At 63.6% G+C, this 25,845-nt stretch carries 30 protein-coding genes; 10 read left to right on the forward strand and 20 right to left on the reverse strand.

Features of this window, described 5'->3' with window-relative positions:
- Positions 1-43: 43 nt before the first annotated feature.
- The 3 genes from ACK3BK_RS17370 to ACK3BK_RS17380 are packed head-to-tail and all read left to right on the forward strand — an operon-like array spanning position 44 to position 3,440.
- The gene (locus tag ACK3BK_RS17370) at positions 44-2,488 is read left to right on the forward strand and encodes a heavy metal translocating P-type ATPase (RefSeq protein ID WP_411382968.1); all 2,445 of its coding nucleotides are present in this window, start codon (positions 44-46) and stop codon (positions 2,486-2,488) included.
- Positions 2,489-2,542: 54 nt separating this feature from the next.
- Positions 2,543-2,764 (forward strand): cbb3-type cytochrome oxidase assembly protein CcoS, encoded by a 222-nt coding sequence (ccoS, locus tag ACK3BK_RS17375; RefSeq protein WP_186666356.1) that lies wholly within the window; start codon positions 2,543-2,545, stop codon positions 2,762-2,764.
- On the forward strand, positions 2,757-3,440 hold the full coding sequence (locus ACK3BK_RS17380) for a sulfite exporter TauE/SafE family protein (RefSeq protein ID WP_411382969.1): 684 nt from the start codon (positions 2,757-2,759) through the stop codon (positions 3,438-3,440). The genes ccoS and ACK3BK_RS17380 overlap by 8 nt, the downstream gene beginning before the upstream one ends.
- 23 nt (positions 3,441-3,463) lie before the next feature.
- Here ACK3BK_RS17380 and ACK3BK_RS17385 read toward each other — a convergent pair whose 3' ends face one another.
- The gene (locus ACK3BK_RS17385; RefSeq protein WP_411382970.1) at positions 3,464-4,693 is read right to left on the reverse strand and encodes a hypothetical protein; all 1,230 of its coding nucleotides are present in this window, start codon (positions 4,691-4,693) and stop codon (positions 3,464-3,466) included.
- A 221-nt stretch (positions 4,694-4,914) separates the two neighbouring features.
- On the opposite strand from ACK3BK_RS17385, the gene hemN reads away from it, so the two are divergent.
- From hemN to ACK3BK_RS17405, 4 genes are all read left to right on the forward strand, one after another.
- On the forward strand, positions 4,915-6,297 hold the full coding sequence (gene hemN / locus ACK3BK_RS17390) for an oxygen-independent coproporphyrinogen III oxidase (RefSeq protein ID WP_186666358.1): 1,383 nt from the start codon (positions 4,915-4,917) through the stop codon (positions 6,295-6,297).
- 190 nt (positions 6,298-6,487) lie between these two features.
- Complete coding sequence (gene fnrA / locus ACK3BK_RS17395) at positions 6,488-7,222, forward strand: Crp/Fnr family transcriptional regulator FnrA (protein WP_054894758.1); 735 nt, start codon at positions 6,488-6,490, stop codon at positions 7,220-7,222.
- A 174-nt stretch (positions 7,223-7,396) separates the two neighbouring features.
- Positions 7,397-7,930, forward strand: a complete 534-nt coding sequence (locus ACK3BK_RS17400) for a hypothetical protein (RefSeq protein ID WP_411382971.1) — start codon at positions 7,397-7,399, stop codon at positions 7,928-7,930.
- A gap of 73 nt (positions 7,931-8,003) precedes the next feature.
- Complete coding sequence (locus tag ACK3BK_RS17405) at positions 8,004-8,552, forward strand: adenine phosphoribosyltransferase (protein ID WP_411382972.1); 549 nt, start codon at positions 8,004-8,006, stop codon at positions 8,550-8,552.
- A gap of 32 nt (positions 8,553-8,584) precedes the next feature.
- Here ACK3BK_RS17405 and ACK3BK_RS17410 read toward each other — a convergent pair whose 3' ends face one another.
- Together ACK3BK_RS17410 and ACK3BK_RS17415 are read right to left on the reverse strand one after the other, a co-directional pair.
- Entirely contained in the window at positions 8,585-9,514 is a 930-nt protein-coding gene (locus tag ACK3BK_RS17410; RefSeq protein ID WP_288376072.1) for a class I SAM-dependent methyltransferase, read from the reverse strand.
- Positions 9,515-9,555: 41 nt separating this feature from the next.
- Positions 9,556-10,446 carry a DMT family transporter gene (locus ACK3BK_RS17415; protein WP_186666364.1) on the reverse strand — a complete coding sequence of 297 codons (891 nt, stop codon included), beginning with the start codon at positions 10,444-10,446 and terminating at the stop codon, positions 9,556-9,558.
- Positions 10,447-10,578: 132 nt separating this feature from the next.
- On the opposite strand from ACK3BK_RS17415, the gene ACK3BK_RS17420 reads away from it, so the two are divergent.
- The 3 genes from ACK3BK_RS17420 to ACK3BK_RS17430 all read left to right on the forward strand — a co-directional run bounded on the left by ACK3BK_RS17420 (position 10,579) and on the right by ACK3BK_RS17430 (position 13,730).
- Positions 10,579-11,016 carry an Lrp/AsnC family transcriptional regulator gene (locus tag ACK3BK_RS17420; protein WP_063545655.1) on the forward strand — a complete coding sequence of 146 codons (438 nt, stop codon included), beginning with the start codon at positions 10,579-10,581 and terminating at the stop codon, positions 11,014-11,016.
- A 432-nt stretch (positions 11,017-11,448) separates the two neighbouring features.
- A complete protein-coding gene (locus ACK3BK_RS17425; RefSeq protein ID WP_186666365.1) occupies positions 11,449-12,984 on the forward strand; it encodes an NCS1 family nucleobase:cation symporter-1 in 1,536 nt (511 codons plus the stop codon).
- 17 nt (positions 12,985-13,001) lie between these two features.
- On the forward strand, positions 13,002-13,730 hold the full coding sequence (locus ACK3BK_RS17430; RefSeq protein WP_411382973.1) for an aspartate/glutamate racemase family protein: 729 nt from the start codon (positions 13,002-13,004) through the stop codon (positions 13,728-13,730).
- A 79-nt stretch (positions 13,731-13,809) separates the two neighbouring features.
- Here the strand turns inward: ACK3BK_RS17430 and ACK3BK_RS17435 are convergent, their stop codons facing one another.
- The 17 genes from ACK3BK_RS17435 to ccmA all read right to left on the reverse strand — a co-directional run bounded on the left by ACK3BK_RS17435 (position 13,810) and on the right by ccmA (position 25,764).
- Positions 13,810-14,055 (reverse strand): hypothetical protein, encoded by a 246-nt coding sequence (locus ACK3BK_RS17435; protein ID WP_411382974.1) that lies wholly within the window; start codon positions 14,053-14,055, stop codon positions 13,810-13,812.
- Positions 14,042-14,542, reverse strand: coding sequence for a hypothetical protein (locus ACK3BK_RS17440; RefSeq protein ID WP_411382975.1), 501 nt, complete (start codon positions 14,540-14,542; stop codon positions 14,042-14,044). Before ACK3BK_RS17440 ends, ACK3BK_RS17435 begins: the two co-directional genes overlap by 14 nt.
- 116 nt (positions 14,543-14,658) lie before the next feature.
- Complete coding sequence (locus ACK3BK_RS17445) at positions 14,659-15,318, reverse strand: hypothetical protein (RefSeq protein WP_054894750.1); 660 nt, start codon at positions 15,316-15,318, stop codon at positions 14,659-14,661.
- A 174-nt stretch (positions 15,319-15,492) separates the two neighbouring features.
- The gene (locus tag ACK3BK_RS17450; RefSeq protein WP_186666370.1) at positions 15,493-15,831 is read right to left on the reverse strand and encodes an FKBP-type peptidyl-prolyl cis-trans isomerase; all 339 of its coding nucleotides are present in this window, start codon (positions 15,829-15,831) and stop codon (positions 15,493-15,495) included.
- Between the two features lie 198 nt (positions 15,832-16,029).
- A complete protein-coding gene (locus ACK3BK_RS17455) occupies positions 16,030-16,434 on the reverse strand; it encodes a GFA family protein (RefSeq protein ID WP_411382976.1) in 405 nt (134 codons plus the stop codon).
- A 118-nt stretch (positions 16,435-16,552) separates the two neighbouring features.
- Positions 16,553-17,341, reverse strand: coding sequence for a PhzF family phenazine biosynthesis protein (locus ACK3BK_RS17460; protein ID WP_186719880.1), 789 nt, complete (start codon positions 17,339-17,341; stop codon positions 16,553-16,555).
- A gap of 38 nt (positions 17,342-17,379) precedes the next feature.
- Positions 17,380-18,318, reverse strand: a complete 939-nt coding sequence (locus tag ACK3BK_RS17465) for a 2-hydroxyacid dehydrogenase (RefSeq protein ID WP_411382977.1) — start codon at positions 18,316-18,318, stop codon at positions 17,380-17,382.
- A 103-nt stretch (positions 18,319-18,421) separates the two neighbouring features.
- Complete coding sequence (locus ACK3BK_RS17470; protein ID WP_065862031.1) at positions 18,422-18,847, reverse strand: hypothetical protein; 426 nt, start codon at positions 18,845-18,847, stop codon at positions 18,422-18,424.
- A 12-nt stretch (positions 18,848-18,859) separates the two neighbouring features.
- Positions 18,860-20,044, reverse strand: a complete 1,185-nt coding sequence (ccmI, locus tag ACK3BK_RS17475) for a c-type cytochrome biogenesis protein CcmI (RefSeq protein ID WP_186710968.1) — start codon at positions 20,042-20,044, stop codon at positions 18,860-18,862.
- Positions 20,037-20,513 (reverse strand): cytochrome c-type biogenesis protein CcmH, encoded by a 477-nt coding sequence (locus tag ACK3BK_RS17480; protein ID WP_186666379.1) that lies wholly within the window; start codon positions 20,511-20,513, stop codon positions 20,037-20,039. The genes ccmI and ACK3BK_RS17480 overlap by 8 nt, the downstream gene beginning before the upstream one ends.
- Positions 20,510-21,046 (reverse strand): DsbE family thiol:disulfide interchange protein, encoded by a 537-nt coding sequence (locus ACK3BK_RS17485; RefSeq protein WP_411382978.1) that lies wholly within the window; start codon positions 21,044-21,046, stop codon positions 20,510-20,512. The genes ACK3BK_RS17480 and ACK3BK_RS17485 overlap by 4 nt, the downstream gene beginning before the upstream one ends.
- The gene (locus tag ACK3BK_RS17490; protein ID WP_411384489.1) at positions 21,043-23,016 is read right to left on the reverse strand and encodes a heme lyase CcmF/NrfE family subunit; all 1,974 of its coding nucleotides are present in this window, start codon (positions 23,014-23,016) and stop codon (positions 21,043-21,045) included. The genes ACK3BK_RS17485 and ACK3BK_RS17490 overlap by 4 nt, the downstream gene beginning before the upstream one ends.
- An 11-nt stretch (positions 23,017-23,027) precedes the next feature.
- Positions 23,028-23,483 carry a cytochrome c maturation protein CcmE gene (gene ccmE / locus ACK3BK_RS17495; RefSeq protein ID WP_411382979.1) on the reverse strand — a complete coding sequence of 152 codons (456 nt, stop codon included), beginning with the start codon at positions 23,481-23,483 and terminating at the stop codon, positions 23,028-23,030.
- Complete coding sequence (gene ccmD, locus ACK3BK_RS17500; protein WP_054895614.1) at positions 23,480-23,656, reverse strand: heme exporter protein CcmD; 177 nt, start codon at positions 23,654-23,656, stop codon at positions 23,480-23,482. Before ccmD ends, ccmE begins: the two co-directional genes overlap by 4 nt.
- Positions 23,653-24,420: a heme ABC transporter permease gene (locus ACK3BK_RS17505; RefSeq protein WP_186666382.1), complete on the reverse strand. Its 768-nt coding sequence runs from the start codon at positions 24,418-24,420 to the stop codon at positions 23,653-23,655. The genes ccmD and ACK3BK_RS17505 overlap by 4 nt, the downstream gene beginning before the upstream one ends.
- Positions 24,421-24,466: 46 nt before the next feature.
- Entirely contained in the window at positions 24,467-25,135 is a 669-nt protein-coding gene (gene ccmB / locus ACK3BK_RS17510) for a heme exporter protein CcmB (protein ID WP_186666383.1), read from the reverse strand.
- The gene (gene ccmA, locus ACK3BK_RS17515) at positions 25,132-25,764 is read right to left on the reverse strand and encodes a cytochrome c biogenesis heme-transporting ATPase CcmA (protein WP_186666384.1); all 633 of its coding nucleotides are present in this window, start codon (positions 25,762-25,764) and stop codon (positions 25,132-25,134) included. The genes ccmB and ccmA overlap by 4 nt, the downstream gene beginning before the upstream one ends.
- Positions 25,765-25,845: the final 81 nt, after the last annotated feature.

Below are 25,845 nucleotides of genomic sequence, written 5' to 3' on the forward strand. Positions count from 1 at the left end.
CCCACAGGTTTTGCACTGCTGCCCAAGGTCAGGTATGACACCAATGACCCAACCCACCCCCTGCTACCACTGCGCCCTGCCCGTCCCCGCCGGCAACCGCTTCAGCGCCGTGGTGCTTGGCCAGCCCCGGCAGTTCTGCTGCCCTGGCTGCCAGGCGGTGGCCGAGGCCATCGTCGCAGGTGGGCTCGAGCACTACTACCAGCACCGCAGCGAGACCAGCGCCAATCCCGAGGCACTGCCACGGCAATTGCAGGACGAACTGGCGTTGTACGACCGCGCCGACGTCCAGCAGAACTTCGTGCAGCACCAGGGCACCCTGGCCGAAACCACCTTGATGATCGAAGGTATCAGTTGCGCCGCCTGCGGCTGGCTGATCGAGAAGCATCTGCGCAATCTCGAAGGCGTTGGCGAGGCGCGCCTGAACCTGTCCAATCACCGTCTGCACGTCAGCTGGAACGACGGGCAACTGCCGCTCTCGCGGCTGATCGCCGAACTGCGCGGCATCGGCTACGCCGCCCACCCCTATCAACCCGACCAGGCCGCCGAACAACTGGCCCGGGAAAACCGCACGGCGCTGCGCCGGCTCGGCGTGGCTGGCCTGTTGTGGTTCCAGGCGATGATGGCGACCATGGCCACCTGGCCGGAATTCAACATCGACCTGTCGCCCGAACTGCACACCATCCTGCGCTGGGTCGCGCTGTTCCTGACCACGCCGATCGTGTTCTACAGCTGTGCACCGTTCTTCAAAGGCGCTGCTCGTGACCTGCGTACCCGCCACCTGACGATGGATGTCTCGGTATCGCTGGCCATCGGCCTGGCCTACGGCGCCGGGATCTGGACCGCGATCACCGGCAGCGGCGAGCTGTACTTCGACACCGTGGGCATGTTCGCCCTGTTCCTGCTCACCGGCCGCTACCTGGAGCGGCGCGCCCGCGAGCGCACGGCAGCGGCCACTGCGCAACTGGTCAACCTGCTGCCGGCCTCGTGCCTGCGCCTCGACGCGCAGGGCCGTGCCGAACGTATCCTGCTGGCAGAGCTGGACTGCGGCGATCGCGTGCAGGTCCTGCCGGGCACCGTGATTCCCGCTGACGGCCGCATCCTCGAAGGCCGCTCGAGCATCGACGAATCGCTGCTCACCGGTGAATACCTGCCCCAGGCCCGACGGGCTGGCGACCGGGTCACCGGCGGCACGCTCAATGTCGAGAGCGCCTTGACCGTAGAGGTCGACGCCCTCGGCCAGGATTCGCGCCTGTCGGCCATCGTGCGCCTGCTCGAGCGCGCGCAATCGGAAAAGCCACGCCTGGCACAGATCGCCGACCGCGCCTCGCAGTGGTTCCTGCTGTTCAGCCTGGCTGCCGCGCTGGCCATCGGTCTGTGGTGGTGGCACCTGGATGCCGAGCGCGCATTCTGGATCGTCCTGGCGATGCTGGTCGCGACCTGCCCCTGCGCACTCTCGCTCGCCACTCCGACGGCACTGACCACGGCCACCGGCACCCTGCACAAACTTGGCCTGCTGGTGACCCGCGGCCACGTGCTCGAAGGGCTGAACCAGATCGACACCGTGGTGTTCGACAAGACTGGCACCCTGACCGAAGGACGCCTGGCCCTGCGCAGTATCCGCCCGCTGGGCAGCCTTGCACCCGACCGCTGCCTGGCCCTGGCCGCCGCCCTGGAGAACCGCTCGGAACACCCGATCGCGCGTGCTTTCGGGCGCAGTGCCGAACCTGCCGACGATGTCCAGGCCGTACCTGGCCTGGGCCTTGAAGGTCAGGTCGGGCAGCAGCGCCTGCGCATCGGGCAGGCTGCCTTCGTCTGCGCCCTGAGCGGCGCCGAAGTGCCGGCCGTACCCGAGCCACGCGGGCAGTGGCTGCTGCTGGGAAACTGCATGGGCCCCCTGGCCTGGTTCAGCCTTGACGATCGCCTGCGTGACGATGCCAGCGAGTTGCTGGCCGTGTGCAGGGCGCGCGGGTGGCAGACCTTGCTGCTGTCGGGCGACAGTTCACCGATGGTCGCAGAAGTCGCCGCGCAACTGGGCATCGACCAGGCCATCGGCGGCCTGCGCCCGGACGACAAGCTGGCGCGGGTCAAGGCTCTGCAGGCGCAAGGACGCAAGGTGCTGATGCTCGGCGATGGCGTCAACGACGTCCCGGTACTGGCGGCGGCCGACATCAGCATCGCCATGGGCTCGGCCACCGACCTGGCCAAGACCTGCGCTGACGCGGTGCTGCTGTCCAACCGCCTGCAGGCCCTGGCGCAAGCCTTCGAACTCGCGCGCCGGACCCGGCGCAACATCCTCGAGAACCTGCTATGGGCAACGCTGTACAATGGGCTCATGCTGCCCTTCGCCGCGCTGGGCTGGATCACCCCGGTGTGGGCGGCGATCGGCATGTCGGTGAGCTCGCTGATCGTGGTGCTCAATGCCCTGCGCCTGACGCGTATGCCGACAGTGCAGGCGGCCAATGCTGCCCCCAGTCCGGTCATGGCCTGAGCAGGAGTTCGATCGTGCATGACATGGCTTTTGCAGTCTGAAGAGGACACCCCAATGCCCGCCCTCTACGTGATGATCCCCGCGGCCCTGCTGCTCGTTGGCGTGGCGGTATACATCTTCTTCTGGGCCGTGGACAGCGGCCAGTACGACGATCTCGAAGGCCCTGCCCACAGCATCCTGTTCGACGACCAGGATCCGCGCCACCAGGCCGCGGTGAAACCCGAAGCGACCACGCCCGAGCAACCCGACGACAAGGATCCGGCCCCGCGTGCCTGACCTGCTCCCCTTGCTCGGTTCTGCCCTGGTGCTCGGCCTGCTCGGCGGCGGCCACTGCCTGGGCATGTGCGGCGGCCTGATGGGTGCCCTGACCCTGGCCATCCCGCCCGAACAACGCGCCCGCCGCCTGCGCCTGCTGATCGCCTACAACCTCGGCCGCGTGCTCAGCTACGCGGCCGCCGGCCTGCTGCTGGGCCTGGCCGGCTGGGCCCTGGCCAGCAGCCCGATGGCGCAGGTGCTGCGTGTGGTGGCGGCCCTGCTGCTGATCGCCATGGGTCTGTACCTGGCTGGCTGGTGGAGCGGGCTGACCCGTATCGAGGCCTTGGGCAGGGGCCTGTGGCGGCACATCCAGCCGGTGGCGTCGCGCCTGCTCCCGGTCTCGAGCCTGCCCAGGGCCCTGCTGCTGGGTGCCTTGTGGGGCTGGCTGCCCTGCGGGCTGGTCTACAGCACACTGCTGTGGGCAGCGAGCCAGGGCAATGCGCTGCACAGTACAGCATTGATGCTGGCGTTCGGGGTGGGTACCTGGCCGGTGCTGCTGGCCACGGGCCTGGCCGCCGAACGGGTCAATGCCCTGCTGCGACGGCGTAGCGTACGCCTGGCGGGCGGTGTGATGGTCATGCTGTTCGGCCTGTGGACCCTGCCCGGGCCGCACCAGCACTGGCTGATGGGGCATTGACTGAAGCGGGCGAGCAAGGTTGGTCACAGAAGTGGGTGGCGCAGGATATGAGGGCATCCGGGGTTGTTAACCACTTGATAGCCCGCCAATGTGTGTGCATCAAGGGAAACCTGCCGTGGATGCCGGTACGTTGGATGAGTCCCGGCAGAGAAAAACGCAATCGGACCTGCAGACTTATGGGCAGTCGGAACCTCCCGTGAGCTTGCGCTATCCCCATGATGAGGAACGACTACCGCGTGGTAGGCCTGATGGGCCAACGCTGCAAGGTCGGCCCCCGAATCACTTTTGATCCGCTCATAGACATAATCACCCGGAACCAATGCATTGCGACCATTGCACTTGGCTTCAGCCACCAACGCGGAGCCATTGTTGTCGGTGTTGGCACGGGACGTTCTGTAGACGCTCAATGCGTTTACCGAATCGAAACGGAAAGTGTGATCGGCCAACGCCTGCAATTTGCCCATCAATTGCTTCGAGCGGCTGATCAGGTTAGTCACACCCATCGGGAAATAGATCACCTTCGCCTGATTCAGCAAATCGAGGTCCCACTCCAGTAAACGCCAGTGGTCAGAATCTGCATGGGAAATGATCACGATCACCTCGTTCTCCCCTAGAGCGGTGCGCAGTTCGTTGATGAACGGCGTGCCATCCTGAAACCGGCGCCGTCGATACACCTCACGCTTGATCGGTGTGCCTGCGCCGGCATCCAGCAGATAACGCTGATCCCCGTAGCTGTATAGCGAGCACATGCCTTGTCCAACATGAAAAGCCGATAGCGTTGCACGGCTAGCACGCACGACCTTGTGTTCTGGATGGCTCGCCTCAAGGAGCGGCAACTTCAGCCCGCCCACGATCTGTACAGTCATCACATTGAAGTAGGAAGCACTGGCTTCGGTGAAGGCAGGATAGGCATAACTGTCGGTGATCTCGGTAGACGGTTCTATTTTGATGTAGAACCAGAAGTCCTCCAGGACGTCGAAGGCCCCGTCTGGCAACGCCCGGTTAGGGATAGGGTTGAACGCTGGGAAGCGCATCGCTTTCGCCAAAACCTTCGAGGAAACATCGAGAATATACGTCTGGCAACCCGACTCTCCAAGAAATGCACCAGAACTGAAGTCACTCGGCGAGATACCCACGAACCTTGCACATCTGCGCCCGGGAGCGTAGTCCTGAATAGCATCTATTTTGTCCAGCTGGGCGTAAAAACCTCCCGGTGGAAGGTCCACAGGCACATTCATTCCATCTACCGACATGCACTACCGCTCCCTGTTACTGTGGTGTAACCGCATCGGCCAAACTGCCTCGACCATCGAAACGACCATTGCGAAATGGCGATACGATATCACCTCCAATTCAGCGAGTTGCCATCACGTTACAGTCCTGCCTCAATCAAGCAGCTTGATACAGGTCAAGCCCCCTTACTACAGATATATCTAGACTCCGGGCACTGCTGCTCTATCCGGGGACTGCCCACATGCTCGACGACCTACGTTGGGACGCCGACCTGATCCGTCGCTACGATCTGGCCGGACCACGCTACACCTCCTATCCGACCGCTGTGCAACTGCATGGCGAAGTGGGCTCGTTCGACCTGCTGCACGCCCTGCGCGAGAGCCGCCGTGCGGTGCGCCCGCTGTCGTTGTACGTGCACGTGCCGTTCTGCGCCAACATCTGCTACTACTGCGCCTGCAACAAGGTCATCACCAAGGACCGCGCCCGCGCCGCCCCCTACCTGCAACGCCTGGAGCAGGAAATCCAGCTGGTCGCCTGCCACCTCGACCCCAAGCAACGCGTCGAACAACTGCATTTCGGCGGCGGCACCCCCACCTTCCTCAGCCATGTGGAACTGCGCCAACTGATGACCAGCCTGCGCCAGCACTTCAACCTGCTGGACGATGACTCCGGCGACTACGGGATCGAACTCGACCCGCGCGAGGCCGACTGGTCGACCATGGGGCTGCTGCGCGAGCTGGGCTTCAACCGCGTCAGCCTCGGCGTGCAGGACCTCGACCCGGCCGTGCAACGAGCGATCAACCGCCTGCAGAGCCTGGAACAGACTCGCACCCTGGTCGAAGCTGCACGCACCCTGCAATTCCGCTCGGTGAACCTCGACCTGATCTACGGCCTGCCGCGCCAGACCCCGGAAGGTTTCGCACGCACCGTCGAGGAGGTGATTCGCCTGCAGCCAGACCGCCTGTCGGTGTTCAACTACGCGCACCTGCCCGAACGCTTCATGCCCCAGCGACGCATCGACGCCACCGAGCTGCCGGCCCCGGCCGTCAAGCTGGAGATGCTGCACAACACCATCGAGCAACTCACCGCCGCCGGCTATCGCTATATCGGCATGGACCACTTCGCCCTGCCCGACGATGAACTGGCCATCGCCCAGGAAGAAGGCACCCTGCAGCGCAACTTCCAGGGCTACACCACCCACGGTCATTGCGACCTGGTGGGGCTGGGCGTTTCGGCCATCAGTCAGATCGGTGACCTCTACTGCCAGAACAGCAGCGACCTGAACACCTACCAGGACGCCCTCTCCAGCGCCCAACTGGCGACCCAGCGCGGCCTGTTGTGCAACCAGGATGATCGTGTGCGCAGGGCCGTGATCCAGCAGTTGATTTGCCACTTCGAACTGGATTTCGAGCAGATCGAGCAGGCATTCACCCTGGACTTTCGCGGATATTTCCATGAGGTCTGGCCGCAACTGCAGGCCATGCAGCGAGATGGCCTGATTACGCTGGACACGCGAGGCATCAAGGTCTTGCCGGCCGGCCGCCTGCTGGTGCGCTCGGTATGCATGGTGTTCGATGCCTACCTGGCACTGCAGAATCGCCAGCGATTTTCCCGGGTCATCTAGTCGATTTGCCGGGACGTTACACCGCATGGACAGCTCGCCTTTGTCAGGCACACCATGGATGGTCGAAGGCATCCGCGCCCACCTGCGCAGATCGCCGCCGAGCCGCACCAAAAAAGTGCAGGCTGGCCTCTAATCCAGCTGTAGGTTACCCTTACAGCTTATGTGTGCTTTATCACAAGGATCGAAAGAAATGTCCGAGCCAGTCAAACTGCGCCCCCACAGCCAGGCCCATTGCAAGGATTGCAGCCTGGCCCCCCTGTGCCTGCCCCTGTCGCTCAATCTTGAAGACATGGACGCACTGGATGAAATCGTCAAACGCGGCCGGCCACTTAAGAAGGGCGAGTTCCTGTTCCGCCAGGGTGACAATTTCGGCTCGGTCTACGCTGTACGCTCCGGCGCCCTCAAGACCTTCAGCCTCAGCGATGCGGGCGAAGAACAGATCACCGGCTTCCACCTGCCCAGCGAACTGGTCGGGCTTTCGGGCATGGACACCGAAGCCTATCCGGTGTCGGCCCAGGCCCAGGAAACCACCTCGGTCTGCGAAATCCCCTTCGAACGCCTCGACGAGCTCTCCGTGCAACTGCCACAACTGCGCCGCCAACTGATGCGGGTGATGAGCCGCGAGATCCGTGACGACCAGCAGATGATGCTGCTGTTGTCGAAAAAGACCGCCGACGAACGCATCGCCACCTTTCTGGTCAACCTCTCGGCACGCTTCCGCGCTCGTGGCTACTCGGCCAACCAGTTCCGCCTGAGCATGTCGCGCAACGAAATCGGCAACTATCTGGGCCTGGCGGTGGAAACCGTGTCGCGCGTGTTCACCCGCTTCCAGCAGAACGGCCTGCTCAAGGCCGAAGGCAAGGAAGTGCACATCCTCGACCCGATCCAGCTGTGTGCGCTGGCTGGTGGTGCGATGGAGGTCTGAAGCTCAAGCGCAGACTGCCATTACTTGAAACAAATCGAGTCCCGCTGCGGACTCGATTTTTTTGCCCCTCCGCAGCACATATTTCCCTGACAGCCAACTATCAACTTTGTCAGTTGCCAGAAGCTAGAGATCGAGAAATGATCCTTGCAGCTTATCCAAAAGGGAAGTACCACAATGATCACCGTCAAGACCTCTGAAAGCTTCGAATCATCGAAATTTATGGTCTTCCAAACCGATGTCCAGTACAAGACCACCAAATACTCAACGCATTGGTTTTCTTTGCCGCGGCGTGGCAAGCACGCCAAGGACTCAGGGATCATGGAAGCAAAATTGGATAGAGTGGGCAATAAAGAACTCGTGGTCGGCGATGATAGCGTCGTGCGCATCGACTTCGGCATGAAGGTGAAAGATCTTGAATGGAATTATTACGTCGTGACCGACTATACCGAAGAGGACTTTGCCATCGAGCACCCTGACACCCCATTGGATTTCGAACTCAAAAAGTTGACACCTGGCAACTTTACTACATTCGTCCAGATCAAAGTCTTCAACGGCGATACCGTGGTCATCTACGATGGAGGCGCTCCTGGCGATCTCACACACGTGAATCTGCCGGGAGAGCTGGATGCAATCGAATTCCACTCGACGCTCGCAGGTTCGGTTCATTTCGATATGTTCAAATGGTATGAAGCATCGCCGAAGGAATAGCGCCAGAACCGGGCACGTGGCGGATTGATTGGCAAGGTATACTGACGCCACGTTTTTCCAGGATACCCGCCCCATGCACAGCGACACCTTCGACCTCAAAGCCCTGATCCGCCCGGTAGTGGACTTTCCCAAGCCAGGTGTGATCTTTCGTGACATCACCCCGCTGTTCCAGTCGCCACGCGGACTGCGCTATGTCGCCGACCGGTTCATCGAGCGCTATGTCGAAGCCGAGTTCAGCCACATCGGGGCCATGGACGCACGCGGTTTCCTCATCGGTTCGATCATCGCCCACCAGTTGAACAAGCCACTGATCCTGTTCCGCAAGCAGGGCAAACTGCCAGCCAACGTGCTGTCGGAGCCCTATCAAACCGAATACGGCGAAGCCTTCCTGGAAGTGCACGCCGACAGCCTATGCGATGGCGATTCAGTGCTGATCTTCGATGACCTGATCGCTACCGGCGGCACCCTGCTGGCGGCCGCCAACCTGGTGCGACGTACCGGGGCCAAGGTGTTCGAGGCCGCAGCGATCATCGACCTGCCCGAACTCGAAGGCTCGCGCCGCCTGCAAGCTGCCGGCGTTCCAACCTTCTGCCTGACCGAGTTTTCGCTGTCCGAATACTGATCGCCATCGGGCCGAACCCGACCCCCTCGGGTTCAGCCCAGCTGGCGGAACACCAGCGCCTTCAACCCGCCCTGCGGGTCCGCATCGGGAAACTCCGGCGGGTTCTCCAGGCGCTCGACAAAGACCAGCTGCGGCGCCTGCTGCGCCATGCCGTCGATGAGAAACTCCGGGCCGATCGCCGGATCGTTCACGCAAGCCAGCACCGTCCCGCCTTCACTCAACAGCTCAGGTAGACGACGCAGGATCTTGGCGTAGTCCTGGGTGAGCACGAAGCTGCCACGCTGGAAGGTCGGCGGGTCGATGATGATCAGGTCGTACGGGCCGTACTTGCGCACCTTGCCCCACGACTTGAAAAGCTCATGCCCGAGATAAGCGACACATGAAGCATCGTGGCCATTGAGGCGATGGTTCTCACGCCCACGCGACAGTGCCGACTTGGCCATGTCCAGGTTCACCACCTGCTGCGCGCCTCCAGCAATGGCTGCCACGGAGAATCCGCAGGTATAGGCGAACAGGTTCAGCACCCGCTTGCCCGCCGCCTGCTCACGCACCCAGCGGCGGCCGTAGCGCATGTCCAGGAACAGGCCGTTGTTCTGCCGCACCCCCAGGTCCAGCAGGTACTTCAAGCCGTCCTCGATCACTTCGCGCTGCTGGCAGGGCTCGCCGAGCAGCCACTGGCCCGGGCTGTCGGGCAGGTAGCGATGCTGCAGCAGGATCGCCTGGCCGCTCCATTGCGGGCGCTCGGCGAGGGCGCGCAGCATCGCCTCGAGTTCGGCCAACTGGCCATCGGGCGGCTCGCGGAACAGCGCGACCAGCAGCACCCCGTCGAGCCAGTCGACGGTGATCTGCTCCAGGCCCGGCCAGCAGCGGCCACGGCCGTGGAACAAACGACGGGTTTCGACAGGCGCGGGGTCGAGGGCGGTGAGCAGGTGCTGCTCCAGGGTGTGAATCGGGGAGGTCATGGCGGGCCGCATAGCGAAAAACCGTCATTCTACCTGCTTTGTCAGGCCGGGGCCGCCCTGCGCGACCTGAACCACCACCCCTGCTGCATCCCTGCCGCCGCCAGCAGGATCAGCGCCACGCCCAACCACTGCAGCGGCGCCAAGCGATGACCGAACGCCACCCAGTCCACCAGGATCGCGGCGATCGGGTAGATGAACGACAGGGCGCCGGTCAGCGCCGTGGGCAGGCGTTGGATGGCGCTGTACAGCAGCACGTACATCAACCCGGTATGCACCACCCCCAGTGTCACCAGGCTACCCAGCGCGGCAGGCGCTGCCGGCAGACCGCCGAACCCGACCCAAGGCGCCAGCAGCAGTGCCCCGGTGCTTACCTGGATCAAGGCAATCAGGTGCGGCGGTGTCCCGCTCAAGCGCTTGATGATCAAAGCCGCCAGGGCGTAGAGCAACGCCGCCCCCAATGCCAACCCAATGCCCAGCAGGTACTCATCGCCGCCCTGCCCTTGCCCGTGAGCGCTGACGATCGCCAGCATGCCGACAAAGGCCAGCCCCAGCCAGGTCAGCTTGGCTGCGGTGATCCGCTCACCGAGAAACACCGCCGCCAGGCCCACCAGCATGAACGGCTGGACGTTGTACACGGCGGTGCCGATAGCGATCGAGGCCCGTGAATAGGAGGCGAACAGCAGTAACCAGTTGCCAACGATGGCGACCCCGCTGAGCACCGCCAGCAGAAAAGTGGTGCGGGTCAGGATGCCGGGCTTGAGAAAGCCCATGAACGCGCAGATCAGCAGCAAGGTGCCAGCGCCCAGGACACAACGCCAGAACACCACATCCAGCACCGGCTGCCCGGACACCAGCACGAACCAGCCGATGGTGCCGGATATCAGCATGGCGGCAACCATTTCCAGTGAGCCGCGACGAATCGAACTGTCCATCTCATGCCTCCTGTCGAAGATGGCAACAGTATGCTGGCGCGGATATTGGCACTCCAGCGGATAAACAAGGCCAGAATCACCAATCGCCTTTACTATCAAGGCAGTTTTACACTTTTACCTCACGAGGCAAGTATGACCGACGATATCGACCAACTGCTGATCAATGCCCTGATGGAGGATTCGCGCCGCTCGCTCAAGGCCCTGGCGCAGATCAGCGGCCTCTCCGCCCCCAGCGTCAGCGAGCGGCTGCGCCGCCTGGAAGAACGCGGCGTGCTGCGCGGCTACACCGTGGAAATCGACCCACGCTGTTTCGGTTACCAGTTACAGGCCATTGTGCGAATCCGGCCGCTGCCGGGGCAATTGCAGGAAGTCGAGCGGCAGATCGTTGCCATTCCCGAGTTCACCGAATGCGACAAGGTTACCGGCGAGGACTGCTTCATCGCCCGCCTGCATGTGCGCTCGATGGAACAGCTGGACACCCTTCTTGACCGGCTCAACACCCTCGCCGAGACCAACACCGCGATCATCAAGAAGACACCGGTCAAGCGGCGCCTGCCGCCGATGGCATGACCCAAGACTTGTACACAAGAATGTCACCTAGAGTGCCATTTTTGTGTGCACTGGTTACGGACATGCCCCAACACGTTACACCGGAAAGCCGATAAAAATTGACTCTAAAATCAACTAATAAGTGAATGCAAAATAAATACTGATCAAATGGTCAACTTATAGTTCTTTATTTTCATAACGTTAGAAAAAAAAAGGAGAAAGTCAAAGTAATAGCAACTCAGAAACTGTGCCCTCTCTGGCATGGAACTGGCTTGAGTGAACTTGTGTTTTGTATACAACTTGAACAAAACATAAATACACAAGAACACGCAGCGCCTGCCCCGCAGGCCGCTAGCGCCCAGAACCCAGTGATGCCAATGCTGCACAGACGAGAAGGCGAGCCCGTGCGCAAGCCCGCCTCATCGCAGTCCTAGCGCATCAGGAGCCGCCGGAATGAGTAGCAGTCTCGACCTTGCCCCTGAACTTTCCGTTGCCAGCACCAGCCCCACCGCCACCACGCTGGAAAATCCCGCCGGGCCGTACGAGCTGAGCCCACGTCTGCACAACCGGGACCTGGCGCCCACCCGCATCGAGGGCCGCCGCTGGGGTGGCTACAGCATCTTCGCGCTGTGGACCAACGACGTGCACAACATCGCCAATTATTCCTTCGCCATGGGGCTGTTCGCTCTGGGCCTTGGCGGCTGGCAGATTCTCGTCTCCCTGGCGATCGGTGCTGTGCTGGTGTACTTCTTCATGAACCTCTCCGGCTACATGGGCCAGAAGACCGGCGTGCCGTTCCCGGTCATGAGCCGCATCGCCTTTGGTATCCATGGCGCACAGATTCCTGCGCTGATCCGCGCGGTGATCGCCATCGCCTGGTTCGGCATCCAGACCTACCTGGCCTCGGTGGTGCTACGCGTGCTGCTCACCGCCGTGTGGCCACAGGTTGCCGCCTATGACCACGACAGTATTCTCGGGCTATCGAGCCTGGGTTGGGTGTGCTTCGTGGCAATCTGGATCGTGCAACTGGTGATCCTCGCCTACGGCATGGAGATGGTGCGCCGCTACGAAGGTTTCGCCGGGCCGGTGATCCTGCTGACCGTGGCGAGCCTCGCCGCCTGGATGTTCTTCAAGAACGATGCGCGCATCGCCTGGTCGGTGGCCGATCCACTGACCGGCTACGAGATGTGGCGCAACATCTTTGCCGGCGGCGCGCTGTGGCTGGCAATCTACGGCACCCTGGTGCTCAACTTCTGCGATTTCGCCCGTTCCTCGCCGTGCCGGCGGACCATCCGCGTCGGCAACTTCTGGGGCCTGCCGGTGAACATCCTGGTATTTGCGGTGATCACTGTGGTGCTGTGTGGCGCACAGTTCCAGATCAACGGCCAGGTAATCGACAGCCCGACGCAGATCGTCGCCACCATCCCCAACACGCTGTTCCTGGTGCTGGGTTGCCTGGCCTTCCTGATCGTCACCGTCGCGGTGAACATCATGGCCAACTTCGTCGCCCCGGCCTTCGTGCTCAGCAACCTGGCGCCACGCCACCTGAACTTCCGTCGTGCCGGGCTGATCAGCGCCACCGTGGCGGTGCTGATCCTGCCATGGAACCTGTACAACAGCCCGCTGGTGATCGTGTACTTCCTGTCTGGCCTGGGCGCCCTGCTCGGCCCGCTGTACGGGGTGATCATGTCCGACTACTGGCTGCTGCGCAAAGGCCGGATCAACGTGCCGGAGCTGTACAGCGAGAACCCGGCCGGTGCCTATCACTACTCCCGCGGCGTCAACCTGCGCGCGGTCGCGGCCTTCATTCCATCGGCCCTGCTGGCCATCGTCCTGGCACTGGTACCGCACTTCCACAGTGTCGCGCCGTTCTCCTGGTTGATCGGCGCAGGGACCGCGGCCGCACTCTACCTGCTCATCGCGCCGCGCAATCGCCAATACCTCGACGTCAGCGGCGAAGCCATCGCCGTCGACCACAGCAGCCATTGATCAAGGGACATTCGTTCATGCGTATTCTGATCGCCAACGTCAACACCACCGAAGCCATCACCGAGGCCATCGCCGAACAGGCACGCAGCGTTGCAGCGCCTGGTACCGAGATCGTCGGGCTGACGCCCTGGTTCGGCGCGGAGTCGGTGGAGGGAAACTTCGAGAGCTATCTGGCCGCCATCGCCGTGATGGATCGGGTGCTGGCCTACGACCAGCCCTACGACGCCGTGATCCAGGCCGGCTATGGCGAGCATGGGCGCGAAGGTTTGCAGGAGCTGCTCAATGTCCCGGTGGTGGACATCACCGATGCCGCCGCCAGCACCGCGATGTACCTGGGCCATGCCTATTCGGTGGTCACCACGCTGGACCGCACCGTGCCGCTGATCGAGGATCGCCTGAAGCTGTCAGGGCTGTATGACCGCTGCGCCTCGGTACGGGCCAGCGGCCTGGCGGTGCTGGAACTGGAAGCTGATCCGCAGCGCGCCGTGGAGGCCATCGTCGAAGAGGCCGAGCGCGCCGTGCGTGACGACAAGGCCGAGGTGATCTGCCTGGGCTGCGGCGGCATGGCCGGGCTTGACGAGCATATTCGCCAGCGTACCGGCGTGCCGGTGGTCGATGGCGTGAGTGCGGCGGTGACCATCGCCGAATCGCTGGTGCGACTGGGGTTGAGCACGTCGAAAGTGCGCACCTATGCGACGCCACGGGTGAAGAAGGTGGTGGGCTGGCCGATGCGGTTGGGACGATAAATTCAGCTCGAGGCCGCCGTATCGTCATCCTGAAGGCGCGGCGGCCTTGTCACAAGCTGACCCACTCTCCCAGTGATGCTTACGACTTGTCGACATGCCGGTTGCTGCGCAGCATGAGAAAAATGCCGATAGATACAGCGGTTGACTTCCACATGATTATTTCGTGACCAAAAACTCTCCACATTTCGGTCCAGAAAAAGCTGGCCAAGCCACCCGCTAGAAGGGCCAGCCCTACCCATCCGCGCCAGGGTGATACGGTCCAGCGATCCAGTGTCCACCAGACGATCATGATCAAAATCGGCTGCAGCAGATCATCGAACGACATGGTCAACCCCAGCTTTCAGTAACAGGGAAGTAGAACTGCGTTGCGGACCAATACCGCCCTGGACCTTGGCCTCGACTGATACCAAGACATCCCCCGCGTGAAACGTTGGCAGACGGTCGGAGACAAAAGCGAATGTGCCCATCTTTGCCGCACCAACTACCAACGCCGGGGCGAACGTCCCGGTGACTGCAGCCCCCCCTGCCGACACCAGAGCAGCGACTGTCCAGCGCTGTGAGTTCAGAGCATCCCCCTGCTCGCGCGTCAACGGCAATGAAACCACCACCGCCATCACACAGGGCAACTGCCCGGCCTGCATCCGTTCGTACACCTCCTTCACCTTGCCGACCACGCGATATTGATGTCGGCCCGCTGTCGGAATATGCAGCGTATTGAGCCAGCAGCAGTTATCGGCCCTGACAGTGAACTCGATGACATCGAAGGTCACGCCGCGATGACCGATAAACCGATAAGCTCGATCGATTTCCATGCAACCTCGCACTCCCCACGCCCGAAATCGGATTTCCGGAAACCCGTGGACAGTGCCTTGTCGTCATCTGGAAATAAGTCAGCCCGGATACCGCGAGCGAGTCAGAAACATCTGAATCAAGTCGGGCAAACTTCGGATCCGCCATCGAGCTCCTGGCGTACGTTGCGACTGAGCATCGTGGCCTTGCCGTCATGCCAGGTCAGGGTGATCACATAGAGGGTGTCGAAGTCGTCGCCGTCCCAGTCCGAGGTGATGACGCGCTTCTCGCCCAGAGCCTTCCCGGCCACGGCGTTGATCAGGTCGGGCAGGTAGCCGTGGGACCACGCGGTGTAGACCGTGGCGTTGCGGTACTTGGCGCGCAGCAGTTCTTCGGCGAGGTCGTCATAGTCGTTGGCGCCGAAGTCGATATTGACCGGCAACCCGAGGCGGATGGCGCTGGGGCTGATGGTCATGAGCGGGCGGATGTAGCTGTAGCGTTTATCCTCGCTGCCCTCCTCGACATGTCGGCCGGGGTCGGCGGCGAACACGTAATCGGCAGCGCCGAATCGCTCAGGCAGCAACGTGGCCAGGTCGATGGCGCGGTTGAGGCCCTGGCAGTTCAGTTGTCCCAGCCCCTCGCCGGGCTTCTCGGCATGGCGCAGGAACACCAGTGTCTGGGTTCCGTCACCGTGCTGGTCGCGGCTTTGCACCACATCGAGGGTCAGCGGTATCAGCACCGCAGCGAGGGTGAGACCGAGAAACAGGTGACGGCGTCGCAGGTATTGCATCCACTTCATGGCAGGGCTCGTTCGGCTAAGGACGGGGAGCATCCTTGCCTGTGCACCATCCTTGCCGGCGGCGGTGCAAGGCACCGGCCGCCTGATGGGCTCTTCCATGCTGGCCCTCCCTGGCAGCAGCCATGTTGGACCATCGATGTTGCCGAATTACGTCACCCTCGCAACAACTGGACATCAATCATCCCGCGTCAGCACCTCGAGCAGCTCGATCTCGAAGGTCAGGTCCGAGTTCGGCGGAATGCTGCCCACGGAGCGCTCGCCATAGCCCAGGTGCGCAGGTACTTGCAGCCTGCGCTTGCCGCCCACGCGCATGCCCATCAGCCCCTGGTCCCAGCCCTTGATCACCCGGCCGGTGCCGATCACGCACTGGAACGGCTTGCCGCGCGACCAGGACGAGTCGAACTCGCTGCCGTCGGCCAGCCAGCCGGTGTACTGGGTGGTGATCAGGGCGCCTTTGACCACGGCCTTGCCCTCGCCTTCCTGGATCTCGGTGATGTGCAGTTCCTGAGTCACGGTCATTTCCTTGCGGCAGATTTCGAGGCCGCCCTTTTCTCAGGAATGCAAAGGTTTGGCAAGTCCGGGAGTGACGTTGTGCTGGCACATCGACCACCGGACGCCACCGATCACCTTCACGATGGCTGCCATCTCCAGCCAGGTAGGGGCAGTCCGGCATGAAGTCCCACGGCTTCGCCGAGTTGTTGCGACACAGGCTTAGCTGAACAGCTGCATGACCTGCTCGCCGGTGAGGTCTTGGGTCTCATTGGAGAAGCAATACCAGCTCGGGCGCTGTTCAACGTAGATCTGCATCGTGAACTGCCAGTCATCGCCTTTGAGCAGGCCGACCGGCAAGGCGTACTCATTCTTGTCGATCAGCCGGTAATAGAGGTGGGTGCCACACTGCCCGCAAAAGCACCGCTCGGCCCATTCCGAGGAACGGTAGACACTGGGATCAGCACCTTCGAAACGGGGCGGCTGGGAGCAGTGCACCGCGAGCATCGGGCCTCCGGCCCAGGTGCGGCACATGCTGCAGTGGCAAGCGTTGACTTCGAGGTTGTCGACCGTGGCGGCCAGGCGGATGGCGCCGCAGAGGCAGGCGCCGTGCTTGGTGTGAGACATGGGGGGGCTCCTGACGGGTGGGGAAGCTGCAAAGTATAGCGGTGCAGCTACAGACCTTTTGGCGGGCAAGTCGCAGCGGCGAACCGCCGCACAAGAGGCCCGCAAAGCCATCCTCGCCTCAGATGAACACTGTCCCTCGCATATACAGTGCCCCACGCCCGCTGATGATCACCCGGCCATTCCCCGGCACCTCGCACTGCAACTGCCCCTTGCGCACCCCGCCCTGCTCGCAGCTGAGGCTGCGCTTGCCGAGGCGCTCGGACCAGTAAGGCGCCAGCGTCGTGTGCGCCGAACCGGTCACCGGATCCTCGTTGACCCCTACGCGTGGGCCAAACCAGCGGGTAACGAAGTCGAAGCCACGGCCCGGCGCGGTCACGGCAATGCCACGCACATCGAAAGCCGACAGCGCGACGAAATCGGGCTTGAGCGGATCGATCAAGGCTGCGTCGTCGATTACCACCACGAAGTCATCCGAGCGGTACAGCGCGCGGGCGCTCGACAGGCCCAAGGCCTTGAGCAGGCCATCGGGGAAATCTACCTTCGCCGGTTGCTTGGCCGGGAAGTCCATGGCCAGCAGGCCATCAGCATCGCGCCTGACCCGCAACTCGCCACTGCGGGTATTGAAACGTAGCACTTCGGCCTGTTCGCCCAGTTGCTCGAACAACACCCAGGCCGAAGCCAGCGTGGCGTGGCCGCACAGGTCGACCTCCACGGCCGGGGTGAACCAGCGCAGGTCATAGCCTTCGCCGTTACGCACGAAGTAGGCCGTCTCGGACAGGTTGTTCTCTTCGGCGATGCGCTGCAGCACATCGTCCGGCAGCCAGCTCTCCAGCGGGATCACCGCCGCCGGGTTGCCGCCAAAAGGTTTGGCCGAAAAAGCATCGACCTGGAAGATCTCAAGTTGCATGCACACACTCCTTGTCAGGCGGGATCGAAAGCTGGGGGTTACGACAGTACTGGCGTGAGCACCGGCTCGCCAGCGAAGAATGCCTGGAGATTGCGCAGCACCAGGGTAACGGTATCGCGCGCCGCTTCCGGCGACTGGCCGGCGACATGCGGGGTCAGCACGGTATTGCCCAACACCTTGAGTGCCTCGGGCACGGCAGGCTCGTCATCGAAGACATCCAATGCGGCGCCAGCGATGATGCCCGCCTGCAATGCCTGCACGAGCGCCTGGGTATCGACCACGCTCGCGCGGGCGATATTGACCAGATACCCCTCGCCCCCCAGCGCCGCGAGCACCGGGGCATCGACCAGGTGCAAGGTACCGGCACCACCCGGGGTGGCGATCACCAGGATGTCCACGGCCTGGGCCAGTTGCAACGGGCTGTCGTACCAGGTGTAGGGCACATCGGCACGCGGCGTTCGACTGTGGTAGCTGACGCTCATGTCGAAGCCCTGCGCCGCACGCTTGGCGATAGCCTGGCCGATGGCACCAAGGCCGATGATGCCAAGGCGCTTGCCGCTCACCGACGGGCTGATGACCCGGTTCCATTCACCGCGCCGGGTGCTCGCATCAGCCCGGGGAATGTCGCGCAACATCGCCAGCAACAGGGCCATGGCGTGATCGGCGACCGGGCCTGCGTTGGCGCCAGCACCGTTGGTGACGGTAATGCCACGGGTCTTGGCGGCGGCCAGGTCGACCTGCTCATAGCCTGCGCCGATCACGCAGATGATTTCGAGTTTGGGCAGTGCCTGGATTTCCGCGCCGGTCAGGCCCAGCGGGCCACGGGTGAGGACAGCGTCGATCTGTTCGGCATGCTCGGCGATGGCTTGCGCACGCCGTTGCGCGGATGGGGCACGAATCAGGTGGTAACCGGCCTGCTCCAGCAGCGGCAGGTAATCGTCGACGGTTTCCACCAGTACCAGGACTGTCTTGCTCATGCCACCCTCCGGTTCGATTCAGAGGGGGATTATGCCAGTTCGGTTGGAGACTGCGAGGGCCTCTATCGCGGGGACGCGCCCACGACAGAGGCATGAAGGATGCTTACTGCGCGAAGGCCCTGCCCAACCCACCCGGCACACCGCTGCTGTCAGTCTCCTGCCAGGGGCCATTGGGGCTCAGCGACCAGCTCCAGCCCTTGTCATAACGGTAGTAGGTGCGCTGACGATAGAAGGTGTTGGGCTGCTTCTCCAGCACATAGACGCCAAGCTTCGGATCCCAATGGCTGGCACCGCCCGGCGGCGGCGCGAAGCTCGCGGAGGTGCGTGGCATCGGCTTGGGAATACCGGACGGCGCACCAGGCTGCGGTGCGGGCTGGCCGCCCGGCAGCGGCTTGACCACCGGCCCCTGGTGCGGTGGAGGGGTGGTCTCGATCGGTGGCAGCGACTCGCGCTCGCCTGGCTGATGCACCGTACAGGCGGAAAGCCCCAGGGCCAGGGTGATCAAGGTCAGGCGTACGCTGCGGTTCATGGCGGCAATCTCTTATCGGTCGGGGCGGTCGATGGTCAGCTGCTGGGTTGGCTGGCCACGGGTAGCCAGCGGCGCGCTCTGGCCGATCCACTCGCCCTGGGTCGGCTGGCCGGCACGCGATACGCGCGCAACCAGTTGGACTTCAGCGAAGTCCGACAGTTTCATCTGCGGCATCATCGCGTCGGCATCCGACAACTGCACTTCGATCGGCAACTGCGCCACCGTCACTCGCTTGGCCGCCAGCGGCATCGGCGGGCCGTTGCTGGCGCGGGCGAAGATGAACACGGTGTCGTCCGGCTTGACCTTGTCCTTGAGCGCTGCGGCCAGCTCGACGCGCACGGTCAGGCTCGCAGTCTGCACCGGCTTGCCGCCGTCAGCCTTGAGCTTGTCGGCAGCGCGGTCGATCCCACCCTGCAGGGCGGCGCGCGAGGCATCGCCTTCGGGCAGTTGCGCCAGCAGGCGCTGCCAGTAGTCGATCGCTTCCTGATAGCGTTCGCCCTCGAAGGCAGCGATGCCGCGCAGCCCCAGGCTGGTGACCTCGTTCGGGTCGGCCTTGAGCGCTTCGTCGGTCAGGCTCTGCAGTTGTGGGCTCCAGTGCTTGTCGGCAGCGAAGTACTGCGCCTGGGCCCACTGCCCGAGCAGCTCGGGCTCACGACCAGCCAGGGCGACCGCACGTTCGAAGGCCTTGGCGGCATCGGCAGGACGCTGGTCGGCCATGTAGGCGCGGCCCAGGAAATACAGGCCCTCGGCAGAGTCCGGCTGGGCCTGCACGGCACGCTCCAGGCGCGTGGTCATCTCCTGCATGGTTTTCGGCGCGTCGGCGAACTCACGGGTCAGCTCGACCTTGTCGGCGGCGCCGAAATGCAGGTACAACCCCAACGCCATCACCGGTACCAGCACGGCAGCCACCAGCGGCAGGGTCTTGCCCAGATGCCCCTGACGCGGCGCCTCGCTCCCTTCGGTGTCGGACAGCAGTTCACGGGCCGCCTCGTCGCGACCCTTGGCCAGTTGCCCGGCGTCGAGCACCCCGGCCTCCTGCTGTGCAGTCAACTCGGCGACCCGCTCCTGGTACAGGGCCACGTTGAGCGCGGTGCGGTCTTCTTCGGCCTGCTGGCGGCGGCCACGCAGGATCGGGATCATCAGGAAAGCCAGGGCGGCGAGCAACAGCAGGCCCGCACTCAGCCAGAATTCAGTCATGGGTCTGTTCTTTATCCAGCAGTTTGGCGAGACGTTCGCGTTCGTCCACGGAGAGTTCGCAGGTGCCTTGCGCCACCGGGCTGCGGCGCCGACGGACGATCACCGCCAGCACCACGAAGCCGCCAGCCAGCAACACGCCAGGGCCGAACCAGAGCAGCCAGGTACGCGCCGTCAGCGCTGGCTTGTAGCGTACGAAGTCGCCATAGCGATCGACCATGAAGTCGATGATCTGCTGGTTGCTCTGGTTTTCGCCGAGCATGCGGAAGATCTCCCGGCGCAGGTCGGCGGCGATCGGTGCATTGGAGTCGGCAATGTCCTGGTTCTGGCACTTGGGGCAGCGCAGTTCCTTGGTCAGTTGCTGGTAGCGCTCGCGCTCGGCATCGTCGCGAAACTGATAGGTATCGATAGCCGCCCTGGCCATGCCGGCCAGGCTCAAGCCGAGTACGGCGGCGGCAAGCCAACGCTTCATGGCTGCCCCTCATCGACCAGCCCCTGGTACAGCGGCGCCAGTTGCTCGCGCCAGACCGTGGCATCGACCACGCCGACATGCTTGTAGCGAATGACGCCCTTGGCGTCGATCAGGAAGGTTTCCGGCGCGCCGTACACTCCCAGGTCCAGGCCCAGGGTGCCCTGCTCGTCGCGGATATCGAGCTGGTAAGGGTTGTGGAATTCGGCCAGCCATTTGAGCGCGGCGGCGTTGTCATCCTTGTAGTTGATCCCGTGGATCACCACGCCTTGCTCGGCCAGTTGGTTCAGATAAGGGTGCTCGACCTTGCACGACGGGCACCAGGTGCCCCAGACGTTGACCAGCGCCGGCCGTCCCTGCAGGTCGGCCTGGGTCAGGGTCCGGTCGCCCTGCACGCTCTGCAGCGAAAATGCCGGGAAGGGCTTGCCGATCATCGCCGACGGCAGTTCGTCGGGCTTGAGGAACAGCCCCTTGTACAGAAACACGGCCATCAGCAGGAACACCGCCAATGGCACTACCATGATCCAACGCTTCATGCCGCCGCTCCAGACAGGCCCAATGTTTCGCGCACCCGCGCCGTGACCTTGACCCGATAACGCCGGTCCAGCGCCGCGAGCAGACCGCCCAGCGCGGTCAGCAGGCCGCCCAGCCAGATCCAGCGCACGTAGGGCTTGATGTGTACCCGTACTGCCCAGGCACCGTTCTCCAATGGCTCGCCCAGGGCGACATAGAGGTCGCGGGTAAAGCCTGCATCGATACCGGCCTCGGTCATCATCGATTGCTGGACGGTGTACAGGCGTTTTTCCGGGTGCAACACCGTCACTTCACGCCCCTCACGCGACACACGGATGGTGCCCCTGTCAGAAATGAAGTTCGGCCCCTCGAAGTGCTTGGCGCCCTCGAACAGGAAGTGATAACCGCCCAGCTCGACGCTTTCGCCCGGCGCCATGCGCAGGTCGCGCTCGGCGCTGTTGTTGCTCGACAACACCACGCCCAGGGCACACACCACCAGCCCCAGGTGGGCCAGGTGCATGCCCCAGTAGCTGCGGTGCAGGCCGCGCAGGCCCTTGAGCAGGCCTTTGTGACGGGTCTTGTCGAGGATGTCGCGCACACCGCCGAGCACCACCCAGGCGGCCAGGGCGAAGACGCTGAGCGCCGGCCAGTCGAAGTCGTCGACGATCAGCCCGGCGACCGGCGCCAGGATCGCGCTGCCGATCAGCACCGGCGTCAGCATGCCGAACAGCCATTTGCCAGGCGTATCCTTCCAGCGCACCAGTACACCGATTGCCAGCACCACCATCAGCAGCGCCATCAACGGCAGGAACAACGCATCGAAGTAAGGTGGGCCGACCGACAGCTTGGCGCCGGTCAGGGCGTCGAGCACCAGCGGGTAGAGCGTGCCCAGCAGGATCATCGAGGCGGCCACCACCAGCACCAGGTTGTTGGCCAGCAGCAGCGTCTCGCGCGACCACAGGCCAAAGCCCACGTGGCTCTTGACCACCGGAGCGCGCAGGGCGAACAGGGTCAGCGAGCCGCCGACCACGAACAGCAGGAAGATCAGGATGAACACACCGCGCGACGGGTCGGCGGCGAAGGCGTGCACCGAGGTCAGTACCCCGGAACGCACCAGGAAGGTACCCAGCAGGCTCAGCGAGAATGCCGCGATGGCCAGCAGCACGGTCCAGCTCTTGAACACCCCGCGCTTTTCGGTCACCGCCAGCGAATGGATCAGCGCAGTACCGACCAGCCATGGCATGAACGAGGCATTTTCCACCGGATCCCAGAACCACCAGCCGCCCCAGCCCAGCTCATAGTAGGCCCACCAGGAGCCGAGGGTGATGCCGATGCCGAGGAAGGCCCAGGCGACAATGGTCCAGGGCCGCGACCAGCGTGCCCAGGCCGCATCCAGGCGGCCACCGAGCAGCGCCGCGATGGCGAAGGCGAATGCCACAGAGAAACCCACGTAGCCCATGTACAGCATCGGCGGATGGACGATCAGGCCGAAGTCCTGCAGCAGCGGATTGAGGTCGCGACCGTCGGTGGGCACCTGCGGCAGCAGGCGGGTGAAGGGATTGGAGGTGATGATCAGGAACGACAGGAAACCTGTGCTGATCATGCCCATCACCGCCAGCACCCGCGCCAGCATCACCTGCGGCAACTGGCGCGAGAACACCGATACGGCGAAGGTCCAGCCCCCCAGGATCAACGCCCAGAGCAGCAGCGAGCCTTCGTGGGCACCCCACACGGCGCTGAACTTGTAGTACCAGGGCAGTGCGGTGTTGGAGTTGTGGGCGACATAGGCGACCGAGAAGTTGTCGGTCATGAAGGCATGGGTCAGGCAGGCGAAGGCAAAGGCGAGGAAGGCGAACTGGCCCCAGGCCGCGGGGCGCGCCAGGCCCATCCAGAGGCGGTCGCCGCGCCAGGCACCGAGCAGCGGCACGCTGGCCTGCACCACGGCAAAACAGATCGCCAGGATCATCGCCAACTGGCCAAGCTCGGGGATCACCAGGGCAGCGTTCATGGCTTGACCTCGCCGGCAGTGGCGGCCTGGCCGCTTTCCTTGAGCGCCTTGGTCACCTCGGGCGGCATGTACTTCTCGTCGTGCTTGGCCAGCACTTCGTCAGCCACCACCACACCCTCGGCGTTGAGCTTGCCCAGGGCAACGATGCCCTGCCCTTCGCGGAACAGGTCCGGAAGGATACCGCGGTAGGTGATCGGCACCGACTTGTTGAAGTCGGTGACCACGAAGCGTACGTCGAGCGAGTCGGCCGAGCGCTGCACCGAGCCCTTCTCGACCAAGCCGCCGGCGCGAATGCGTGTGTCCTGCGGCGCCTCGCCATTGGCGATCTGGGTAGGGGTGTAGAACAGGTTGATGTTCTGCTGCAGGGCGCTCAAGGCAAAGCCCAGGGCCACGGCGACGCCGAGCAGCAGGCCGAGGATGAGCAACAGGCGTTTCTTGCGCTGCGGATTCACTGGTGGTTCTCCCGGCGCAGACGGCGCGCCTCTTCTTGCAGGTAGCGGCGGCGGGCCTGCAGCGGCAGGGCGACATTGATTGCCAGTACCGTCAGGCAAATGCCATAGGCCGACCACACGTACAGGCCGTGATGGCCCATGGCGAGGAAATCACTGAAAGAGGCGAAACTCATCGCACGGTCTCCCGGCCCAGGCTGTTCAGCACTTCGTCGCGCACCCAACTGGCACGCGCTTCGCGCTTGAGCACTTCAAGACGCATGCGCAGCAGCAGCACGGCGCCGAAGAAGCAGTAGAAGCCCAGCACCGTCAGCAACAGCGGCAGCCACATCTCGGCAGGCATGGCCGGCTTTTCGGTGAGGGTGAAGGTGGCGCCCTGGTGCAGGGTGTTCCACCACTCCACCGAGTACTTGATGATCGGGATGTTGACCACGCCGACGATGGCCAGCACCGCGCACGCCTTGGCGGCGCTGTCGCGGTTACTGATGGCCTGGCCCAGGGCGATGATGCCGAAGTACAGGAACAGCAGGATCAGCATCGAGGTCAGGCGCGCGTCCCACACCCACCAGCTACCCCAGGTCGGCTTGCCCCAGATGGCCCCGGTGACCAGCGCCACTGCGGTCATCCAGGCGCCGATGGGAGCGGCGCACTGCAGGGCGACGTCGGCCAGCTTCATCTTCCACACCAGCCCCACCACACCGGCAACGGCCAGCAGCACATAGCAGGACTGCGCCAACATCGCCGCCGGCACGTGGATGTAGATGATCCGGAAACTGTTGCCCTGCTGGTAGTCCTGTGGCGCGAAAGCGAGGCCCCAGGCGATGCCCACCAGCAACAGGAGCACGGCAGCGATGGTCAGCCACGGCAGCATGCGCCCGCTGATGGCATAGAACCATTTTGGGGAACCCAGTTTGTGGAACCACGTCCAGCTCATTTTCATCAGGGTACATCCAGGGTCTTTGCCGGGCTTCGGTGCCCGGGACTCGTTATTCGCCGACGCTGATCTTCAGGCCGGCCGCTATCGCAAAGGGTGCCAATGTCACGGCCAGGGCGGTCAGGCTGGCCAGCCAGAGCAGGTGTCCGGTCGCGGGCATATTCTGCAACGCCGCCTGCAATGCACCACTGCCCAGGATCAATACAGGGATATACAACGGCAGAATCAGCAACGCCAGCAGCAAACCACCGCGCTTGAGCCCGACCGTCAGCGCCGCCCCCACCGCTCCCAGCAAGCTCAGCACCGGGGTGCCGAGCAGCAGCGAGCCTAGCAGCACCGGCAGGCAGGCGACCGGCAGCCCCAGCATCAGCGCCAGCAGTGGCGCCAACAATACCAGCGCCAGCCCGGAAAAGGTCCAATGCGCCAGCACCTTGGCCAGCACCAGCAATGGCAGTGGATGCGGTGACAGCACCCATTGCTCCAGCGAACCGTCCTCGAAATCGCTGCGGAACAGGCCGTCCAGCGACAGCAATACCGCCAGCAAGGCCGCGACCCAGACCAGTCCCGGCGACAAGGTTTGCAACAATTGTGTCTCGGGGCCGACCGCCAGCGGGAACAGCGCCACGACGATGGCAAAGAACACCAGCGGGTTGGCCAACTCCGCCGGGCGACGGAACAACAGGCGTGCTTCGCGGCGCAGCAACAGAAGGAATACGCTCATGCCGCCCACTGCCCCAGGTTGAGTTCGCGGTAGCCCGACGGCCTGCGCTCGAGGTTGTGATGGGTGGTCAGCACCACCGTGCCCCCCTGCTCGCAGTGCGCGGCCAGGTGCGCTTCGAGCTGGGCCACCCCTTGTTTGTCGAGGGCGGTGAAGGGTTCGTCGAGGATCCACAGCGGCGGGCAGTCCAGGTACAGGCGGGCCAGGGCGACACGGCGCTGCTGGCCGGCCGAGAGCGTGTGACAAGGCACGTCCTCGAACCCGCGCAGGCCGACTGCCTCGAGTGCCGTCCAGATGCCCTCGCGGGTCGCGGGGCGATGCAGGGCACAGAGCCAGGCAAGGTTCTCTTCGGCCGTCAGCAGTTCCTTGATCCCGGCAGCATGCCCAATCCAAAGCAGGATGCTGGCCAGGGCATGGCGCTGGTCGCCCAGCGCACGGCCGTCAAGCAGGATCTGCCCGGCAGTCGGCTGCATCAACCCGGCCAGCAGGCGCAGCAGGCTGGTCTTGCCGCTGCCATTGGGGCCGCTGACCTGCAGCATGTCGCCGGGGCGCAGTTCGAAGTCCAGGTGCTCGAAGAGCAGTCGCCAGTCGCGCTCGCAGGCAAGGTTCGCGGCTTGGAGGTGGAGGGTCACGGTTTCGCCTTATGCTGTTCGTGGCGTGTCGAGCGGTGGCGCCTTCTTCGCGGGCAATCCCACCCCCACAGAGGCCCTGTG

The organism is Pseudomonas sp. L7, from assembly GCF_046605565.1.
GTDB lineage: Bacteria > Pseudomonadota > Gammaproteobacteria > Pseudomonadales > Pseudomonadaceae > Aquipseudomonas > Aquipseudomonas wayambapalatensis.

What these genes read in the sequence shown, in the direction of transcription:
- fnrA (WP_054894758.1), top strand. Translation starts at nt 6,488, where the DNA reads ATGTCCGAGCCAGTCAAACTGCGCCCCCACAGCCAGGCCCATTGCAAG.
- ACK3BK_RS17425 (WP_186666365.1), top strand. Translation starts at nt 11,449, where the DNA reads ATGAGTAGCAGTCTCGACCTTGCCCCTGAACTTTCCGTTGCCAGCACC.
- ACK3BK_RS17460 (WP_186719880.1), bottom strand. Translation starts at nt 17,341, where the DNA reads ATGCAACTTGAGATCTTCCAGGTCGATGCTTTTTCGGCCAAACCTTTT.
- ACK3BK_RS17435 (WP_411382974.1), bottom strand. Translation starts at nt 14,055, where the DNA reads ATGTCGTTCGATGATCTGCTGCAGCCGATTTTGATCATGATCGTCTGG.
- ACK3BK_RS17455 (WP_411382976.1), bottom strand. Translation starts at nt 16,434, where the DNA reads ATGTCTCACACCAAGCACGGCGCCTGCCTCTGCGGCGCCATCCGCCTG.
- ACK3BK_RS17445 (WP_054894750.1), bottom strand. Translation starts at nt 15,318, where the DNA reads ATGAAGTGGATGCAATACCTGCGACGCCGTCACCTGTTTCTCGGTCTC.
- ACK3BK_RS17370 (WP_411382968.1), top strand. Translation starts at nt 44, where the DNA reads ATGACCCAACCCACCCCCTGCTACCACTGCGCCCTGCCCGTCCCCGCC.
- ACK3BK_RS17415 (WP_186666364.1), bottom strand. Translation starts at nt 10,446, where the DNA reads ATGGACAGTTCGATTCGTCGCGGCTCACTGGAAATGGTTGCCGCCATG.
- ACK3BK_RS17440 (WP_411382975.1), bottom strand. Translation starts at nt 14,542, where the DNA reads ATGGAAATCGATCGAGCTTATCGGTTTATCGGTCATCGCGGCGTGACC.
- ACK3BK_RS17465 (WP_411382977.1), bottom strand. Translation starts at nt 18,318, where the DNA reads ATGAGCAAGACAGTCCTGGTACTGGTGGAAACCGTCGACGATTACCTG.
- ACK3BK_RS17420 (WP_063545655.1), top strand. Translation starts at nt 10,579, where the DNA reads ATGACCGACGATATCGACCAACTGCTGATCAATGCCCTGATGGAGGAT.
- hemN (WP_186666358.1), top strand. Translation starts at nt 4,915, where the DNA reads ATGCTCGACGACCTACGTTGGGACGCCGACCTGATCCGTCGCTACGAT.
- ccmB (WP_186666383.1), bottom strand. Translation starts at nt 25,135, where the DNA reads ATGAGCGTATTCCTTCTGTTGCTGCGCCGCGAAGCACGCCTGTTGTTC.
- ACK3BK_RS17470 (WP_065862031.1), bottom strand. Translation starts at nt 18,847, where the DNA reads ATGAACCGCAGCGTACGCCTGACCTTGATCACCCTGGCCCTGGGGCTT.
- ccmI (WP_186710968.1), bottom strand. Translation starts at nt 20,044, where the DNA reads ATGACTGAATTCTGGCTGAGTGCGGGCCTGCTGTTGCTCGCCGCCCTG.
- ACK3BK_RS17400 (WP_411382971.1), top strand. Translation starts at nt 7,397, where the DNA reads ATGATCACCGTCAAGACCTCTGAAAGCTTCGAATCATCGAAATTTATG.
- ACK3BK_RS17405 (WP_411382972.1), top strand. Translation starts at nt 8,004, where the DNA reads ATGCACAGCGACACCTTCGACCTCAAAGCCCTGATCCGCCCGGTAGTG.
- ccmD (WP_054895614.1), bottom strand. Translation starts at nt 23,656, where the DNA reads ATGAGTTTCGCCTCTTTCAGTGATTTCCTCGCCATGGGCCATCACGGC.
- ACK3BK_RS17485 (WP_411382978.1), bottom strand. Translation starts at nt 21,046, where the DNA reads ATGAAGCGTTGGATCATGGTAGTGCCATTGGCGGTGTTCCTGCTGATG.
- ccoS (WP_186666356.1), top strand. Translation starts at nt 2,543, where the DNA reads ATGCCCGCCCTCTACGTGATGATCCCCGCGGCCCTGCTGCTCGTTGGC.
- ACK3BK_RS17385 (WP_411382970.1), bottom strand. Translation starts at nt 4,693, where the DNA reads ATGTCGGTAGATGGAATGAATGTGCCTGTGGACCTTCCACCGGGAGGT.
- ACK3BK_RS17410 (WP_288376072.1), bottom strand. Translation starts at nt 9,514, where the DNA reads ATGACCTCCCCGATTCACACCCTGGAGCAGCACCTGCTCACCGCCCTC.
- ACK3BK_RS17430 (WP_411382973.1), top strand. Translation starts at nt 13,002, where the DNA reads ATGCGTATTCTGATCGCCAACGTCAACACCACCGAAGCCATCACCGAG.
- ACK3BK_RS17505 (WP_186666382.1), bottom strand. Translation starts at nt 24,420, where the DNA reads ATGAAAATGAGCTGGACGTGGTTCCACAAACTGGGTTCCCCAAAATGG.
- ACK3BK_RS17480 (WP_186666379.1), bottom strand. Translation starts at nt 20,513, where the DNA reads ATGAAGCGTTGGCTTGCCGCCGCCGTACTCGGCTTGAGCCTGGCCGGC.